At 43.1% G+C, this 17,238-nt stretch carries 14 protein-coding genes; 8 read left to right on the forward strand and 6 right to left on the reverse strand.

Features of this window, described 5'->3' with window-relative positions; translation table 11 throughout:
* Window positions 1-2 precede the first annotated feature (2 nt).
* From B2400_RS17745 to B2400_RS17770, 6 genes are read left to right on the forward strand one after another with little or no spacing between them, the layout of a single operon-like run.
* On the forward strand, window positions 3-1,085 hold the full coding sequence (locus B2400_RS17745; protein ID WP_286651560.1) for a Gfo/Idh/MocA family protein: 1,083 nt from the start codon (window positions 3-5) through the stop codon (window positions 1,083-1,085).
* A gap of 53 nt (window positions 1,086-1,138) precedes the next feature.
* Window positions 1,139-2,068, forward strand: a complete 930-nt coding sequence (locus B2400_RS17750; protein ID WP_260044238.1) for a hypothetical protein — start codon at window positions 1,139-1,141, stop codon at window positions 2,066-2,068.
* Window positions 2,069-2,075: 7 nt separating this feature from the next.
* The gene (locus B2400_RS17755) at window positions 2,076-2,840 is read left to right on the forward strand and encodes a PIG-L deacetylase family protein (RefSeq protein ID WP_293935505.1); all 765 of its coding nucleotides are present in this window, start codon (window positions 2,076-2,078) and stop codon (window positions 2,838-2,840) included.
* 33 nt (window positions 2,841-2,873) lie between these two features.
* Window positions 2,874-3,713 carry a class I fructose-bisphosphate aldolase gene (locus tag B2400_RS17760; protein WP_149524295.1) on the forward strand — a complete coding sequence of 280 codons (840 nt, stop codon included), beginning with the start codon at window positions 2,874-2,876 and terminating at the stop codon, window positions 3,711-3,713.
* A complete protein-coding gene (locus B2400_RS17765) occupies window positions 3,710-4,861 on the forward strand; it encodes a Gfo/Idh/MocA family protein (RefSeq protein WP_293935508.1) in 1,152 nt (383 codons plus the stop codon). The genes B2400_RS17760 and B2400_RS17765 overlap by 4 nt, the downstream gene beginning before the upstream one ends.
* A gap of 24 nt (window positions 4,862-4,885) precedes the next feature.
* Window positions 4,886-5,917 (forward strand): carbohydrate kinase family protein, encoded by a 1,032-nt coding sequence (locus B2400_RS17770; RefSeq protein ID WP_293935510.1) that lies wholly within the window; start codon window positions 4,886-4,888, stop codon window positions 5,915-5,917.
* 48 nt (window positions 5,918-5,965) lie between these two features.
* Here B2400_RS17770 and B2400_RS17775 read toward each other — a convergent pair whose 3' ends face one another.
* From B2400_RS17775 to B2400_RS17800, 6 genes are all read right to left on the reverse strand, one after another.
* The gene (locus B2400_RS17775; protein ID WP_293935512.1) at window positions 5,966-8,485 is read right to left on the reverse strand and encodes a BamA/TamA family outer membrane protein; all 2,520 of its coding nucleotides are present in this window, start codon (window positions 8,483-8,485) and stop codon (window positions 5,966-5,968) included.
* Between the two features lie 79 nt (window positions 8,486-8,564).
* A complete protein-coding gene (locus tag B2400_RS17780) occupies window positions 8,565-10,886 on the reverse strand; it encodes a hypothetical protein (protein WP_293935514.1) in 2,322 nt (773 codons plus the stop codon).
* A 20-nt stretch (window positions 10,887-10,906) separates the two neighbouring features.
* The gene (locus B2400_RS17785; RefSeq protein WP_293935516.1) at window positions 10,907-11,986 is read right to left on the reverse strand and encodes a metallophosphoesterase; all 1,080 of its coding nucleotides are present in this window, start codon (window positions 11,984-11,986) and stop codon (window positions 10,907-10,909) included.
* Entirely contained in the window at window positions 11,986-12,849 is an 864-nt protein-coding gene (locus B2400_RS17790; protein ID WP_293935518.1) for an SdiA-regulated domain-containing protein, read from the reverse strand. The genes B2400_RS17785 and B2400_RS17790 overlap by 1 nt, the downstream gene beginning before the upstream one ends.
* A 1-nt stretch (window position 12,850) precedes the next feature.
* Window positions 12,851-14,011, reverse strand: a complete 1,161-nt coding sequence (locus B2400_RS17795) for a Pycsar system effector family protein (RefSeq protein ID WP_293935520.1) — start codon at window positions 14,009-14,011, stop codon at window positions 12,851-12,853.
* A 147-nt stretch (window positions 14,012-14,158) separates the two neighbouring features.
* Window positions 14,159-14,893, reverse strand: coding sequence for an SGNH/GDSL hydrolase family protein (locus B2400_RS17800; RefSeq protein ID WP_293935522.1), 735 nt, complete (start codon window positions 14,891-14,893; stop codon window positions 14,159-14,161).
* Window positions 14,894-15,098: 205 nt separating this feature from the next.
* Between B2400_RS17800 and B2400_RS17805 the strand changes: the two genes are divergently transcribed.
* Both B2400_RS17805 and B2400_RS17810 read left to right on the forward strand, forming a co-directional pair.
* Window positions 15,099-15,842: a hypothetical protein gene (locus B2400_RS17805; RefSeq protein WP_293935524.1), complete on the forward strand. Its 744-nt coding sequence runs from the start codon at window positions 15,099-15,101 to the stop codon at window positions 15,840-15,842.
* Window positions 15,843-15,898: 56 nt separating this feature from the next.
* Entirely contained in the window at window positions 15,899-16,915 is a 1,017-nt protein-coding gene (locus tag B2400_RS17810) for an acyltransferase (protein WP_293935526.1), read from the forward strand.
* Window positions 16,916-17,238 lie beyond the last annotated feature (323 nt).

The following is a 17,238-nucleotide window of genomic DNA, read 5'->3' on the forward strand; positions in this document are numbered from 1 at the left end:
CTATGGAAAAGGAAAACAATAAAGTGCGTGTGCTGGTCGTAGGATGTGGCAACATGGGCGCCTCACATGCTTGGGCATACCATAAAATGGATGGCTTTGAAATATGCGGCATTGTATCCCGAGGGAAAAGCAAAGAAGTGCTGAACGAGAAAATGGGCAATGTTTATCCACTATTTGACGATTTTGAAACTGCCTTAGCGGCAACCAAACCCGATGCGGTCTGTATATCGACTTATCCAGATACGCATGAAGAATATGCAGTGAAATCTATGGAAGCCGGAGCACATGTCTTTGTCGAAAAACCAATTGCAAGCTCTGTGAAAGGGGCAGAGCATGTACAGGAAGTAGCATTAAAGACCGGAAAAAAACTCGTAGTCGGTTATATTCTAAGACACCATCCTTCCTGGATCAAATTTGTAGAGATGTCGTCCGACCTCGGCAAGCCATTGGTAATGCGCATGAACCTGAACCAACAGAGCGATACAGCGATGTGGACCTTGCACCGAAACCTCATGGCAAGCTTAAGTCCGATTGTAGACTGTGGTGTGCATTATATTGATGTGATGTGTCAAATGACCCGTTCTAAACCTACGCAAGTATATGCAATTGGGGCTAGACTGACGGATGAAATCCCGGCAGACAACTATAACTACGGCAACCTCCAGATTCGTTTCGAAGATGGTTCGGTAGGTTGGTACGAGGCGGGTTGGGGACCAATGGTATCCGAAACAGCCTTCTTTGTGAAAGATGTGGTAGGTCCGAAAGGTTCTGTATCCATTGTCGCTAAAGAAGCCGGCGGAACGGGCAAGTCAGGATCCATCGAAGCACATACGAAGACGGAATCCATATTACGCCATCATTCGGCACTCGATGAGAACGAAAAATTCGCCCTAGAAGACGAATGGCTCGACTTGACCGATGAGCCGGATCATCAAGGCTTATGCGATCGCGAGCAGGCTTATTTTTTAAAAGCGATAAAAGAAGACATCGACCTGAGCGATCATATGGAAGATGCTGTAAATAGTTTAAGAATCGCTTTTGCCGCGGATGAGTCGGTGAAGACAGGGCAGGTGGTTCGCTTATAACAATAAGAATTCGAGTTCAATCAAACATAATTTCCTAAATCAATAGAAGAGAAATGAGAAAAAAGAGCATGTTGGCCGAAGGCTGGTGGGATTATACGACCATCGATGAACAGATTATGCGCGATGCAGCACAATTGACGGCAGAAGATATTTTACAGCTTTCCAGACCAGGATTCAAAGTGATTTTCCACGATACACTAGAGTCTTTTTACCTGGCGGAGGCATTGCAATACATTGAGGCCTGGCAACAAGCCACAGCCTCCTCTCCTGCTGGAATTTGCGGCCCCATTGGGCCGACTGAACAGCTACCTCTAGTTGCTCAACTGGTAAACAGCTTGAATATATCCCTAAAAAACTGTCATTTCTGGGGAATGGATGAATGGTATGAAAATGGCACAGAGGTTCCAGCTACACATCCCTTATCCTTCGTGAAAGCAAATAACGACATGCTGTTCAACCATATCAAGCCGGAACTGCGCATGCCGGATGAAAATATACATTATCCTTTGGCGTCGAGCTTGGCGGAATACACCAAGAGCTTTGATGAGTTTCGCTGTGTGACGATGCAAGGCGGACAGGGCGATGCCAAACATTGGGCATTCAACGATCCACTACAGCGTACCGGAAAATATGCAGATAATCCTCCAACCGTGGAAGAGTATAGAAACCTGAGCGCGAGAATTGTTGACCTCCATCCGATTACGTTGATGCAGAATGCCAGAACTTCCGGAGGTGGTTATGTTGTTGGTGTACCGCAACAAGCGACGACCGTAGGACCTGTTGAAACATGGAAAGCGGAGCGTGTATCCATCTGGCAAGCCGGAAATCATGATAATGCTTTCGGAATGCGCCTGACACCATTTATGATATCAAAAGGAATTGTCGACACCGCGGTTCCTATGTCCCTATTAGCCGATCACCCGAACGTAGAATTTCATTACTACCGTCCGGCAATTAAATCTGTAACAACCGAAATGCACTAAGCTGAATATGACGAACACAAACAAAACGGTATTAGCCATCGTAGCACATCCTGATGATGCAGAAATCAGCTGCGCAGGAACTTTAGCGCTCTTGAAAGACAAGGGTTGGAATGTTGTGATGGCTACTATGACGCCAGGAGACTGTGGTACGACAGTACATCCAAGAGCAGAAATAAGCAAGATTCGAAAGCAAGAAGCCGCAGATGCCGCTGCGATGCTGGATGCAGACTATCATTGCTTGGAACGCGACGATGTATTCGTCATGTACGACAGAGAAACCATCGTCAAGGCCATAGCTTTGATTCGTAAAACGAAGCCTAGCGTCGTTATTACCATGAGCCCATCCTGTTACATGGTCGACCATGAAATGACCAGCAAGATTATTCAAACAGCCTGCTTTAGTGCCGGAATAATGAATATTGAAACAGAAGGCCTAGAGCCCTATTTCTATACACCACATCTTTATTATGTGGATGCCATGGAAGGCAAAGACCGCTTTGGAAAGCCCGTAGAGCCGGGAATGATCGTCGACATCTCTTCCAAAATCCAACTGAAAGAAGATATGCTGGCATGCCATGCCTCCCAAAGAAACTGGCTTCGCGATCATCATGGAATGGATGAATACATCATTGCCATGAAAAGCTTTGGCGAGAAAAGAGGAAAAGAAATCAACGCAAGTTACGGCGAAGGATATCGACAGCATTTGGGCCATGCCTATCCGCAGAACAATATCTTAAAAGAGGAGCTCGGCGACTTAGTCCACGAGCGTTAATAAACAAATTGGATAAAATAATAACCTAGACACATGAAATTATATCGCTTAAATCGACTATTTAACAACGAGTCGGGCAACTGCTTTGACGTCGCTATAGATCATGGCTTTTTTAACGAATATGCTTTCCTGAATGGAATCGAAGATGTAGAAAAAGCCGTTGAAGTGCTCGTTGATGCCGCTCCAGATGCTATTCAACTGACCGTCGGACAAGCAAATTACCTACAAAGAATTCCTGGTCGTCATAAACCTTCGCTGGTGCTGAGAACGGACGTTGCAAATGTTTATGGAAAACAACTTCCACGCAGCCTGTTCAGCAGAATGATCGAAAACCCGGTAGAGCAAGCCCTTCGCTTAGATGCTACCTGTGTAGTGGTCAATTTATTTAGTATCCCTGATGAACCGGAAGTGACCGACCAATGTATACAGAATATATTGAAGATTAAACCCGAAGCCGAACGCTACGGGATGCCATTAATGGTCGAGCCGTTGGTCTTTCGTCCGAATAACGAAGCAGGCGGTTATATGGTCAATGGCGATCCGGAGAAAATAATCCCTTTAGTTCGTCAAGGCGTAGAATTAGGTGCTGACATTATCAAAGCCGATCCTACGGACGATGTGTCGATCTACCATAAGGTTGTCGAAGTAGCGGGCGATATCCCGGTGCTTGTACGCGGCGGAGGGAAAGCCAGCGATCAGGAAATATTAGATCGTACCTATCAATTGATGCAACAAGGGGTTTGCGGAATTGTATATGGAAGGAATGTTATTCAACATGCTAACCCCGCAGGCATGACGCGCGCTTTAATGGAAATTGTACACCGTGGCGCAAAACCAGAAGATGTTATTAGCTTATTAAAAGACGGAATATGAAAACGGTAAATGTCGGTATTATCGGCGGAGGCTTAATGGGCAAAGAGGCCGCCAGTGCATTTGGAAGATGGTTTGCTTTAAAAGACTTTCCTGTTCAGGTTCAATTGACCGCAGTATGCGATATTGATCAACAGGCTTTAAGCTGGTATAAGCAGATAGGTAGCGTCTCGCTATTGACGACGGACTACAAGGAGCTAATTCATAGCGACCTGGTCGACGTGGTCTACATTGCTGTGCCCCATCATATGCACGAATCGCTGTACATCGACATCCTGCAGGCAGGAAAAGATCTATTGGGTGAAAAGCCCTTTGGGATCGATCTTGCTGCAGCGAGAAGAATTGCCAACGTCGCAAACCAAGAGGGTCGGTTTGCACGATGCAGCTCTGAAATGCCGTTTTTTCCTGGACCACAACGCGTCGTATCGGAAGTAAAATCTGGACGACTAGGAAGAATTATAGAAATTAAAGCTGGCTTTCTACATGCCAGCGACATGAACCCCAACAAACCCATCAATTGGAAGCGACAGTCTGCCTATTGTGGCGAAATTGGTGTAATGGGCGACTTGGGCATACATGCACTCCATATCCCCCTTAGATTGGGTTGGAAACCACAATCGCTATATGCACATTTACAAAAAATCATCACCGAAAGACCAGATGGCAAGGGCGGTATAGCAAGTGCCGACACCTGGAACAACGCCACATTGAGCACGCGCGTGCAGATGGAAAATGGCGAAACAGTGCCAATGTTGTTAGAGATGAAACGCCTCGCTCCAGGCGAAACAAATACTTGGTTTATTGAAGTATTAGGTACAGAAGGTGGTATTCGTTATAGTACAAAAGATATCAAAGCGCTGTGGACCTATAATTGGAACGAAGGCAAAGAGCAATCCTGGCAGCGTGTAGACTTAGGATTTGAAGTGCCCTTTCCAACTGTAACCGGCGGCATCTTTGAACCCGGATTTCCGGACGTCTTCCAACAGATGCTTGCAGCTTATTTCGCCGAACGCGAGGGGCAATTAGCTGGGCGATTTGGCTGTGTAACCTTAGAGGAAGCCATTGCAAGCCATGAGGTTTTCGCCGCAGCTTTAGCATCACATGCAAACAATAAGACAGTCGTATTAGAACAGGAAGTCGCGGTAAATTAAAACCGCACAATTCAAAAAAATATAATGGAAAAAAAGACACGATCGGGTATTCTTGCAGCAGGAAGTTGGATTCTGGACGAGGTGAAAGTAATCGATAAGTTTCCGGAAGAACAATCGCTTGTTAACATCTTGGATGAATATATCAGCAATGGAGGTTCTGCCTACAATATTCTCACCGACCTGACACAGCTCGGTGCGAGTTTTCCACTAGAAGGATTAGGACTCGTAGGCAATGATTTCCACGGTATCCGCATTGTTGACCATTGTAAACAGATTGGCATTGATACCCAACAAATTGCCATGATACCCAATGTGTCCACCTCCTATACCACCGTCGTATCTGTAAAACCAACAGGTAGGCGCACTTTCTTTCATCATCGAGGTGCAAGCGCGCAACTCTGTCTACGACATTTTGATTTTCAGAACTCAAATGCTCGCATTTTTCATCTAGGTTATTTACTCCTATTGGACAAATTGGATGAAATCAAAGAAGATGGCCGTACCGATGCATCCCATCTATTAGAAAAAGCGAAAAATGCCGGTTTCAATACCTCGATAGATTTAGTTAGTGAAGATTCCGACAGATTTCAATCGGTCGTTCCAAGCTCGCTACCCTATGTTGACTACCTTTTCCTAAACGAATTCGAAGCCAGCAAACTCTCTGGGATCAACTTGATGAATATTGAAGAACCGCAGCAGATGCAAGATCGTTGTCAGGAGGTTTGCGATTATTTGTTTAATCTAGGTGTAAATCAATGGATCATTATTCATTATCCAGCGGGCGTATATGCTGCACAACGAAACGGCGCGAGCCTATTTCAGCCCAGCGTTAGATTAAAGCCTGAGCAGATTATCGGAAGCAATGGCGCAGGTGATGCGCTAGCAGCGGCCATACTTTATGGCATCCACGAAGAGTGGTCAATGGAAGACAGTCTTAAGCTCGGTGTTTGTGCAGCAGCAGCCAGTCTGACCCATGTAACCTGTTCGGATGGCATATTAGACCTACAGGGCTGTCTCGAGCTCGGCGAACAGTACGGTTACCGCGCTGTAGAATAGACCTGCTTATCCTCGTCAACAGCCTTCAGAAGGTTGTAGCGTTTTAGTTTAGAATGACAGTCCAATACGGATATAAGGCAATACCGCCTCTTTACTAGCACCTACAACCGCTTGTATAATCATGAGGTCGCCAGGCATAAAGTAGAACCCACCGCCTGCACCCATATGCCAGCTGTCGGACTTCTCGTTCGGCATCCAAACTCTACCGATATCATAAAAACCAATCAGACCAACCGTTCCTGGAAGTAAGTAGGAACTAAAGTTTGCCAACTTTAATCGAGCATCCAGATTGTTATACAGCGCTGTTTTCCCAGTGAAACGTTGAGAGTTGAATCCGCGTAGACTCATCTCTCCTCCTATCTGCGCATGCTGATAAAAATAAGGATCGCCGAATACAGTTTGCATGCCTGTGCGGTTTGCTAGTGTCAGATAATCATTGAAGACCGTTTTATAAAGGCTTAAGGAGCTCTCTAGAGCAGTATATTGTCTTTGTTGACCGGCAAGCTCGGCTTTCCAATCCAAGCGCGTGAATAAGCGCAAACCTTTCTTCGCATTGGCTTTATTATCGCGTGTATCAAAATCGAATCCCGCAGCTAGCCCGGTAAAGAATTTTGTTCCGAAAATATCTTCTCCCGGATGGGTCTGATTAAAACCATGAAAGAACTGTTCTTCATTCTTATCAGCTTTACTGTGATACAGCTCCGATGTAGAACCATAAAACAAGCGTGCATTTTTGAACGCTTCGTATCCTAGGAATATATCCGCATTGACGTAATCATATCGGTTCCTGTAGAAAGAGATCTCATGCTCTTCATCTTTTAGATATTCGGTGTTATTACCATATCCAAAGAAGTTACTTTGATTGAATGGCCCTAAAGCGCGCATATGAATTTGCAGATCCTGATCGCCTACGAGTTTTTTAATATCTCCCTTGTATTCTAATATGAACGATTGGCCGCCTGTTAGGTAATTTGCCAAAAACTCATGCCGATAAGCGTATGGGCTTTTACGAAATCCTTGATTTTCGATCAGGTATCCAAGACCAAAGATGAGACCTCTATCCACGCCATAATTGAGATTGACTAAGACCCCCTGGCGGTCATACACAAAATTGTCATACTGATATGCATGTACGGCCGTATCCTTTTTCAAACGAAACTTCGCCATGCTCATATTGTCATAGCTATTCGCTGTATCGGCTTTATTATCGTAAATATAAAGTTGGTTCCCTTTGCCAAAGCTATTGCTAGCAGCAAATAAGTCGTGTGACTTCCCTCCGATCAGGCGTATCTTAATAGGCGATTGTCCGCTCCCATGGACTTTATATTCGTCTTCACCGGCAATACCGTAAATTCTTACCTCTTTCGTTTCCGAAGGCAAGAAACGTCTTTTCATGATTCTGGCGCCCTCGGTGCCATCTTTCTTCTTGTTGTGCACATCCAGCGTGATACTGCCATCGCTGTTATAGTCGATATCGACAAATTCACGTTTCGCTGATAGCGGGATGTCCACCACCTTGGCAAGCGACATATAATATTCATCGACGGTTGCGGCAAGCTCGTCACGACGCGAGCGGATATTCGTCTCTAACTCGACAGCACTGAGCTTCACAATCGTATCCGGCATCTGCAACATCGCTTGATGAATCAATGAATCCGACATTACCTGTTGAATCTGCTTCACCTGCTCTTGCCATCCCTCCCTATCTAAGTGATTAATAAAAAATCGGTCGAAATGTCGGGCATTAAAATTCCAATGCGCAACATTGCGGATATGCGGACTAAAGGGCTGCACATTAGCCTTCAACCATTGATAAGACAACAGAATGGGGAATATACCGGAAGTTTTGTAATAGACTTTATCCCGATCGCGCGGAACCGGGCTATAGGTTTTCTTACCTTTCTCCTTCTCAGGATCCCAGCGCCAGTTATCCTCGTGTCTATCCCAATCGCCCAGCACAAAATCTAAAAGCCTCGCTCTAGCAGTCAGCTTCTGGTCAACTTTAGTATCATTATCTTCCAACAGCTTTTCAATTACCTTCGCCGTATTGTCTGTTTTTTCATTTTCGAAAGGCATTCTCGCCTCGAACATGTAAGGTCTGTTCTTAAAGATCGGCCGGTATTCACCAAGTGCGGGGTCATCCGCGACATAAACTAATTCAGGGGCAGAATGTGGAATCTCAAGCGCCCTATTGAACGTAGGGACGGTCAATGCTCCGAAAGGATGTGCAATGGCTATCTGATCTTGTACAATGTCTTTAGCGATGGTTTTTCGAAGACTTTCCGGAAGGCTTCGTTCAGGATATTTCTGAATGGAGCGGAGCACCCATTCTACACCCTTAGGATCAGCCAGTCGTAAGGATTGTGTTTGCATCCCTCCGCCAAGCTTCACGATTTGCAGGCCTCCTTTTTCCTTCGACAGATCCATAACACGCATTCTCACTGGCGTATTGTAGAGCTTTCGATAACTATCGCCTAACCAAAAGCGATGTACCGCGCCAACCTGGTCATATTCAGATGCGATAACCGTCGTTATGCTGTCTGCTTGCTGGGCATTACTTTTCAACATGCCCAATAAGAGGCATATAACCATTAGATTCTTGATAGATACGAGCCTGAATGCTGCCATCATCCTATATTCTTATAATTTACTTTAACACTATTTTTACGCGCATAGCTTTCAGATCGCTTACGCCCTGAAGATTCTCTAATTGAACCTCCTCGATATTTGGTTCTATTAATCCCATTTGAGCAACTTCCTGAAGACACACTCGCAAATCGCGCGCTATCTGACTTCTGCTGTAGACAACGGCAATATGACCCGGCTGCACCAAACGCTCGTTGGTATCTAGAATCAAAGCTTTGTCGATTCGTTTTTTGATAATCTGATACCTGATATTATAAGAGCCCTCCACATCAAATCTGCGTTCATCCTCCCGAAAACTAATATCAATAGGATTGGGGTGTATAAAGATCAATTGCGTCGTTTCTAAAGGGATGCCAAGGGATGCCTTTAATCGATGAGTTGCCTGTCCAATCTTAGCAATGCTGATAATCTGCTCCTTACGGATTTGATTCAGCATGCCCATTTTGAATGTATTTCTTGGGGAAATAGATTGCCCTACGTATAGGTCGTATTCTACTCCATCCGTCCGGAACGTTTCAAAATAGGAAGGGAAAATCTCCTGAACCTGCGCATTAAATAGATTCATTTCAGCTTTCACCACCTGATTTATTTTTTGCAATGATCGCTCAAAAGACTCATTGCTAGAATTCATGTCTTCGTAGCTGTATTGCAATTTACTGCGACATTGCGCTAAGGAAGCTTTTATCGTTGGTTCTGCTTTTTCAAGTTTATCCAGAAAGGTTGGAACATCTTCTTGAAAGAAGGATAGTATATCGAGTAGATAATGCTCTAAGTTAGACCCCGTTGCCCAATTATTGACCTCTTCAAATCGATCGACAAATGTTTTATCAACGCATAAAACACCTATGTCTTTCATCCGGTCTATGAGACTTGCAACAAAGTTGACGCGTTTTAGAATGTCTTCTCTGTAGGATTTATTGCGCAAAAGACTCGAATCCTTAACATCCACCGCCGCATAGAACGGATAAACCCGATTAAAGACAATCTTTTCCAGTTCTGGCTCCGGACTTAGGTGAATAACCTCGCCCAAGTATTCCGCTGCTACTTGATTGAACTTCCACTCCACAGCAGATTGCAGGGAGGTGTACTTATGAAGAATAACGTTGTTTAATTCGCTTTTAAAGGATAGAACAATATCATACGCTAATTGTGCCAAGAGCGCGTAAAACGATCGTACCTGAATGAGCATATTGCGGTTTAAGCGGGCTTCACCCTTTGTATAGAGTTCGAAAATTCCAACCAATCCTTGATTATGAATTAATGGAAAGCAGATATAGGAGGTTAATCCCGTCTTCTGCAAACTCCTTTTCAACTCTGATGCTCGAGATTCAACTCCTTCTTCTACGCCAAAAGATAAGATGTAAGGATCGTCTAAGTATTTCATCAATCCGCCCTGTATGATCTCTTTGTCGTAAAACACGGAATCACCTAAAAGCATGCTATCTTTTGCCATATCTGAAGAAAGCACAGGAATTCCATTAAGTTTCAGGATCGGGTAAAATGAAGATTTAACGCCTTCAAAATTGACGATATTTGCGAGAATATCGTTCAATAGATTGAGCCCATCGACACCGGTATATATACTGATGTTATTAATAAGCCCCTGCAACTGCTCAGTCACATAAGCTTCATGGCAATCTACAAATGAGCAGATGGTAAAACCGGTAAACGAGAATTGTGAGATATCAAAGCCCCGAAGTATGGGCTCAATATCCTTGTAACTTAGCGAATCTTTGTTCTTTATGGACGTTAGATTTAGCTTCGGCAGTTCCGATTTAGGCTGGATCTCCACATATGAATAGTCGATTTCCAATTCATAATAGCGGTTAAATTTACCGGTCCTTTTAACATAACGTAATCTACTATGTATAGCCGGGATACCATAAAATCGCTCTAATATCAATAGATAGAGTTGCTTATTGACAAATTCAACATCCAAGAAACTATTGCTCTCCATAGACTCAACACGCTGGAAGTCCGTATCGATCAAATCGTAAAAAGCCTGGGTACCGAAAAAAACCTTATCCGGAACCGGAAAACCCAATGCCCATTGTTGATTCTTTTTCTTAGAAACGCCCTTCGCAAGATGGTATAAGCTTTCCAAAAGTTCTTTATAGGAAGCAAGGTTATCTTCCGTAATATCCCCTGATTGTTTTATCTTTTCCAAAAGAAGCTCGCTCGCAACCTTTGGCACCAGCATCCCTTCGTCTTGCTCGGCCAGTGTTTTTTGCAAGTGATTAAGGAAAGGCCACAGTGACAGCGATTCCTCTAGTCCTTCTGCAGGAAGCACATTGCTATCAATGCGCCTAGTTTTGATTAACATATTGCTTTATCGTGGTGCTATTAATGTGTTAATTGAAATGGTATATCGGCCTCAAATGCTTTCGTCAGGGAGTCTTGCGGTTCGTCAATATAAAACTGTATCCGCAGGTCGCCGTTATCATGGCAATCTATCACACTAAATCCCTGCTTATTATATCTGAATTTCAAGCTCTCATCCTTTCGTATTTCTGAAGTCTTAGCACCCGATCCGCTCACGATCTGATGCATCCCCTCTTTATCGATGTACTGTAAGCCATGGTCATGCCCGGAGACAAAAATCAGATTTGGGTGTGACTTGCTAGCCTCCGTAACACGCGCAATTAAGTCGCTGTATAACGGATGTTTGATATCCTCCGGGGAAGCAAAGGCTGTTGACCGGAGAAGAGGATACAATGATCCCAAGCCGGGCAAAGGCAGGTAAGCACCCTTCCAAAGGCGCGTCAAAGGAAAGAGATGGTCACGCCAAGTGTACTTTAAGGCATGTTCGCCAAATGTAAGCATAGGATGATGCGATATAAGAATAACGCGTTTGTCTTGATGCTCTACAAGCAAATTCCCTAGCTCCGCGATGAACTCGTCCTTATCTTGCTCAATGCTACGTCCATGGTGTGGAAATAACCAGTATTCGCTATCATAGGTAATAATCGTTAATCGCTCACTAATATGTATAGCCTCAGGACCAATAGTACCAGCCTTAGGAATAAATTTTAATCCAGGATCCTTTTGGTCTAGAATAAACTGCTCCTGCGCTTTCAGTTTCGCTAGCCCGTCTTTTTTTGAGTGATCCCAATCGTGATTTCCCGCCAGAAAATAAACAGGTACATCGAGTTTCCTAAACCCCTCGTATTGAGATTGTAGGATCTTCGCCGTTTCTATGTTTTCAGGTGCAGACAAAGCCATCCCATGCTCATAGATATTATCTCCTACAAAGAAAGCCGTCGTCTTCTTGTATACCCTTAATGCATGCGATTTTTCGATCAAAAAAGTTTGCTTATTGTTAATCTCTCCGGCATCACCAAAGACAATAAGTCGGTGTTCCAGCTCTTGCGCAAAGCTGTAAAAACTGAGAAATGTGAAAAATAAAAAGAGTGTCCTACGCATTAGGGTTGCTTATTGTATTGAAAAAGCAAAGCGTTCTTTGCCTTATTTTTTTCACTGCTGATATACATCCGATCTTCCGTATCGAACGTTATTCCTTCCGGTTGCTCAAATTGTTTTTTTTCAAATCTGATTACTTTTTTCGGCTGAAAGGTGTCATCGGTAATCAATAATAGTTTATCAACGGATGATAGCACGTACCACTCATTACTAGAACTTCTTTTACTTAAGGAAGATGGTTTTAGCGATTTAACAGACTTACTGTCTACCGCTGCAACCGCATCCAAATTGATGTGAAAGTTCTCTTTCAGGCTAAGTTTTCCTGCAGCACCAACATTAACAATATAGCCAGAAACAGAGGGGTTGCCCTTATCCAGGTTACACGATTTGCATAAAACATATAATGCTTTACGCTGTTGATCATACGACATCGTCTCGTATTCGCCTTTCCCCAAAGCTCCTTCGAAAATTTGAACTTCCGATTTTGCTGCCTGAAGATCAACGGGGAAGCTATAGATTGCTCCATCACTGCGAAGCACGAAGAAATATTGACCATCGGTCGTGATCTCTTCATAATCTCCCGCGTCTGCAAATGCATATTCTGAAACGATCTTCTCTTCATTTAGATTGTAAGAATAAACCGTCCCGCTTTCATCCTGAACAGCATAAAGCATCTGATTATCATTTGACAAGAAAGTGATGCCCGATATCTCATTCAGTTTTTTTGGAAGAACGAATGTTTTGTCGGCTTGTAAGGCTGCGGACTCCTCCTGTGCGGGCTTTTCTGGCTCACTCTTTGTTGTGGGAGATTGACAAGCAGCTAGTCCGGAGAATAGCATCATGCTGAAGATTAACTCTATTTTCATACTATTTCGCAATTAGGATTGCCACACAAAAAGCAGCAACAGAAAAAATAAGCCCAAGCATAAAAACAGCATAGGCGTATCGTAATAATTTATATTTGCGCCCCAAAACGACGCCTTGAGAATACACATCCTTGGTCAACATCCCATATAGAAAGTCTTTATCGTCCATTGCTTTATTCATGGCACCTTGGTATTCATCGTAACGGGTTTTATAGAAATTGCCGAAGAACAACAAGTTGACCGTTTTATTTGCTACATCTTGCTCTGTAAAATGTCCATTAGGAATTTTAGGGATGGTTGCTAAGATGGCAAGGACCATCGTTGTCACAGAGCAGGCCATCAGCGATACGGTCGGTACGATTAGATGCGGGTTGCTGTCTAAAGCTTTCAACAACACCGCAACGATAATCGAGAGGATAATTGAATTTACTGTTAGCAGAATATTGGACTTATTATCTGCCATGTCGCTTAGGCGTTGACTGTTCGCAGAGGTAATTCGAAACATAGTCTCTATACCACGCTCTGGTTTTTTGAGCTTGTCGCCCTCCGATTCCATCTTCGCTTGATTTTTCTTCTGCTTTTTCAGCTGAGCTTCTAGATTTATGCGTTTGCCCTCATTCAACTTGTGTTGTGCATAGTCCGTATGATATTGATGCTGCTGCATCAATCGAATGGTTTTCTCCCGCCAGTCATTCTTATCAATTTTCGCTTGATTGTATTGTTCGGCTTCCTGATGCATCAGTTTATTGCGCTCTTCAAAAGTAGCACCGCCAAGATGAAAAAGATCGGCATCGCAAAGTATCTGCTCTAGCAGATTTCTTGGTGATTGCGGCATCTTCGTTGCAACGATACATCCCTTCACTTGATTGATGATGTTTTCCGGCACACCCTCTGATTTTAAAAAAGCTTCAGCACATGCTGCACCTCGGGCTTCATGATCCATTGCACCACCAAAAAGATAGCCGATATCATGAAAATAAGCTGCGCATATAACAATAAAACGATCCTGATTTTTTAGTTGATAATGTGTTGCCATCTCCTCCGTGGCTTCTACAACATCATTCGTATGAAGGGCATTATGAAAGCAATAATCACCGCGTTGCTCGCTGGTTAATTTGCTTATATGGTCCCGTGTTTTGAGTAATAAAGACTCGTAATCCATATCAATACTTTTATCGCTTGACTATTAGCCAACTAAAATACTGACATTATTTGTTTAAACTGTATAGAACGCCAAAAATGACCTATAATAAGCAATTGTAATTGTTGGTTTTTCTTTAAAACTAAGGGATAGTTTCCCAAAAGAAAATTATCTTGTATTTCGCCCACTCAAACTACGCAGTAAAACTGCGGGATATGTATTTCCCTCGGCGGTACCTTTTCCTTCCATAAACGCACCATAGGTAATACTATCCCCAAAACACAAAATGAGCATCTTTCTCTTCAACAGTTTCTTTTCCTTCAATTGCTGAGCAAAGTACTTTCCGATAAGCTCGTAGCCCTGCGCCGTCGGATGCACACCATCGTCAACCGTATAATTCTTACTGTTTACCAACAAGGATTCCTTTATCGTATAATCAGAGCCGTACTTTTTGAACTCTTCATTTAAGGGAATGAAGTCAAGCTTTTGGTCGAAGGCAAACTTCTTCAGCTCGGCGTTCAGCGCATCGATTTTATCATTAGGTTTTATGGGAAATTTGCTGGGGTCGTGCCGCTTAAATAGATAGGCCTCTTCCACAGGTAGGATGCTCGAAACAACGATATGGACCTTCGGGTTTCCCGTTTTGATCTTCTGGATAATGCTACGGAGGTTATCAAAATATTTCTGCGTGCTCATTAACTTTCCTGAATTGACCATGTCGTTGGTCCCGACCATCATCAACACTAAATCTGGCTTATTCGCTACCACGTCTTTATCCACACGAGCTAGTAAATCGGATGAATTATTACCAGCGACACCTTTGTTCAGCACCTGATAATTGCTGCGACAAGAGTTAAATAGGCAGACGAATAGAATTGCAAACGAATATAGTAAATGTTTCATCTTGGTAAAGGTCAAAGAGGGTGGCTAGCTGAACCAAATCAGCAAATACTCCTAACGGAAGATATAAATAATCCCTCGCTTATGGAATATAATCTTAGAAAAGCCAAACTAAACGCTCCCATTTTCAATTGTTTTTAATTATTTTCGTCAAAGTATTGCTAACGGTATCGCTCTAAACTTAAAAAGGAGTTTCAGAACTATGACCATGAATTTGAACTTAATGTCCACTAGAAATTTACTTGTATTCCTCACCTTGCTCGTTGTCCCATTCTTTTGCGCATGCGAAAAAGAAAAAACAACAACCAATAATCCACGGGATCCAGAAATGAATCACCCGGATTGGATTAAACTGATCCTCACAGGTCAACAACGCGGTATAACGGCAATCTATGGGAATTATGAAGACTCTCTCTTGGTTGCTACACAGGGAAATATCTATTTGACAACCAACCAAGGCAAAGATTGGCGTCGCGTATTTAGCGGCAGCATAGGTATCTCGGGGATTGTGAAACATAAGGATCAGCTGGTGGCCTTAAGCAGTTTTAGCGATATTGCTGGGGGCCCTTTTCTTTATTCGCAAGACGAAGGAACAACTTGGACCCACCAATCAAAATATCTCTATTTGGAAGAAGAACCCAGGCTCAATCGAACACAGCTGGATGTATCAGCGGATGTCGCTTATAAACTGGAATTTGAGTCGGCAGGTACAGATCCAATTAGCAAGCTTCCTCTCCCTGATCAGATTTATCGGATTGAGAATGGAAGAAAAGAAAAAGTGTATCTTCCAAGACAGGCTCGTATCAATTGTATTGTAAAAGATCAGAAAGGGCGCCTTTATGTCGGAGCAGAGGGTACTCGTTTTGAGCATACGACCGAAGGGAATACAACGATATACCCGACATCGACAGACACCGCAATCGTCTACATGTCGAGAAAACCGCTACGATAATTCAAAAAATTGTTCGGATGACATAGAAAGTTGGCGATGATGCATACTTTTACATCATGGCAGAAAAAAATTCCTATGTCGTTTATCTACGTGTCATCGCCACGATATTTGTCGTATTGATTCATGCGTCTACCGGATTCTTGTACCGCATCGACACGAAGGCCTTCGATTGGAACTATGCTAATTGGATAAATGCTGCCACGCGCTGTTCTGTCCCCATTTTTGTCATGTTGTCGGGCGCTTTACTGATCCCAAAAGATGAGAACACTTGGATCTTCTACAAAAAGCGAATCCCGAAACTACTCTATCCTTTTGCATTTTGGACTGTAATCTACCTTGTATATTACTTTTACCGGTTTACGAAGTTCGAATTATTATCAACAGAGAAAATCCTATCCATAAGCGTAGATAAGATACTACATGGTGCAAATGCCCATTTATGGTATCTCTACATGATTATCGGGCTTTATCTGGCCATACCCTTCATTCGAAAAATTATCATACAGTCTACGCAAAGAGAAATCGAAGTCTTTCTATTGTTATGGATGCTATCCATGTGTTTTATGAGCAAGCCATTGTACGCCGCGATGCCCAAGTTTGACCTCACGTTCTTCTCTGGATATGTTGGATATCTCGTATTCGGCTACTACCTGAGCGTTCGTGCAACAGAATTCAAAAAAAACCAACTCATATTCGCTGCGGCATTTATACTGATGGTTGTTATCGGTGCAATAGGCACAAATATACTCAACCAGCATGCGAAGAAGCTTGATACCTTTTTCTACAATTATGTCTTCGTAACTACGGCTATCGCCGCTGGCGCATTGTTCTTATTGAAAAAAGAGTCAACAAAACAGGGCGAAGTTCCTCGATGGGTATCCCTTGTCGACAAGTATAGTTTCGGCATCTACCTAAGCCATATTATACCTTTGAACTACCTTCATCCGCTTATATCAAAAGATCTGAGCACCGCATGGGTGATACCATTGGCTACCATTTCTACGATTATGGCGTCTATTGTAATTACGTTTGCCATTAGAAAGCTCCCTTTTGGGAAATATGTAAGTGGGTAGAGGATTATAAACTCCTCCTTTTCATTCGAAAAGTACAGTTAATGTATGACTGGATTAAGTAAATGATTCCAGCTTATAGGTTTCGCATATCGGAGAGATATAAAAAATAATGCTATTATTGATATTAACAAAGTGTAGATCCCTAGAACCGTCTACCTATCACATTCTGTCAGGCCTTGATTCACACACTCCCCTTTCAAAGCCCTTTCAAACCCAATATAAAACCCAATCATAACCCTTTGGAAAAGGGATTGAAAGGGCTTAATATTGGGTTTGCAAATCTTCTGACTCCTATCATCTCTAACCAATGATATATCCTAATT

The organism is Sphingobacterium sp. UBA6645 (genome assembly GCF_002455685.1).
In the GTDB taxonomy this organism is placed as follows: domain Bacteria; phylum Bacteroidota; class Bacteroidia; order Sphingobacteriales; family Sphingobacteriaceae; genus Sphingobacterium; species Sphingobacterium hotanense.

Bases quoted from the DNA above. Each gene is read 5' to 3' on its own strand.
- B2400_RS17785 (WP_293935516.1), bottom strand. From the start codon at position 11,986: ATGCGTAGGACACTCTTTTTATTTTTCACATTTCTCAGTTTTTACAGC.
- B2400_RS17760 (WP_149524295.1), top strand. From the start codon at position 2,874: ATGAAATTATATCGCTTAAATCGACTATTTAACAACGAGTCGGGCAAC.
- B2400_RS17750 (WP_260044238.1), top strand. From the start codon at position 1,139: ATGAGAAAAAAGAGCATGTTGGCCGAAGGCTGGTGGGATTATACGACC.
- B2400_RS17755 (WP_293935505.1), top strand. From the start codon at position 2,076: ATGACGAACACAAACAAAACGGTATTAGCCATCGTAGCACATCCTGAT.
- B2400_RS17775 (WP_293935512.1), bottom strand. From the start codon at position 8,485: ATGTTGAAAAGTAATGCCCAGCAAGCAGACAGCATAACGACGGTTATC.
- B2400_RS17790 (WP_293935518.1), bottom strand. From the start codon at position 12,849: ATGAAAATAGAGTTAATCTTCAGCATGATGCTATTCTCCGGACTAGCT.
- B2400_RS17810 (WP_293935526.1), top strand. From the start codon at position 15,899: ATGGCAGAAAAAAATTCCTATGTCGTTTATCTACGTGTCATCGCCACG.
- B2400_RS17795 (WP_293935520.1), bottom strand. From the start codon at position 14,011: ATGGATTACGAGTCTTTATTACTCAAAACACGGGACCATATAAGCAAA.
- B2400_RS17805 (WP_293935524.1), top strand. From the start codon at position 15,099: ATGAATTTGAACTTAATGTCCACTAGAAATTTACTTGTATTCCTCACC.
- B2400_RS17765 (WP_293935508.1), top strand. From the start codon at position 3,710: ATGAAAACGGTAAATGTCGGTATTATCGGCGGAGGCTTAATGGGCAAA.
- B2400_RS17780 (WP_293935514.1), bottom strand. From the start codon at position 10,886: ATGTTAATCAAAACTAGGCGCATTGATAGCAATGTGCTTCCTGCAGAA.
- B2400_RS17800 (WP_293935522.1), bottom strand. From the start codon at position 14,893: ATGAAACATTTACTATATTCGTTTGCAATTCTATTCGTCTGCCTATTT.
- B2400_RS17770 (WP_293935510.1), top strand. From the start codon at position 4,886: ATGGAAAAAAAGACACGATCGGGTATTCTTGCAGCAGGAAGTTGGATT.
- B2400_RS17745 (WP_286651560.1), top strand. From the start codon at position 3: ATGGAAAAGGAAAACAATAAAGTGCGTGTGCTGGTCGTAGGATGTGGC.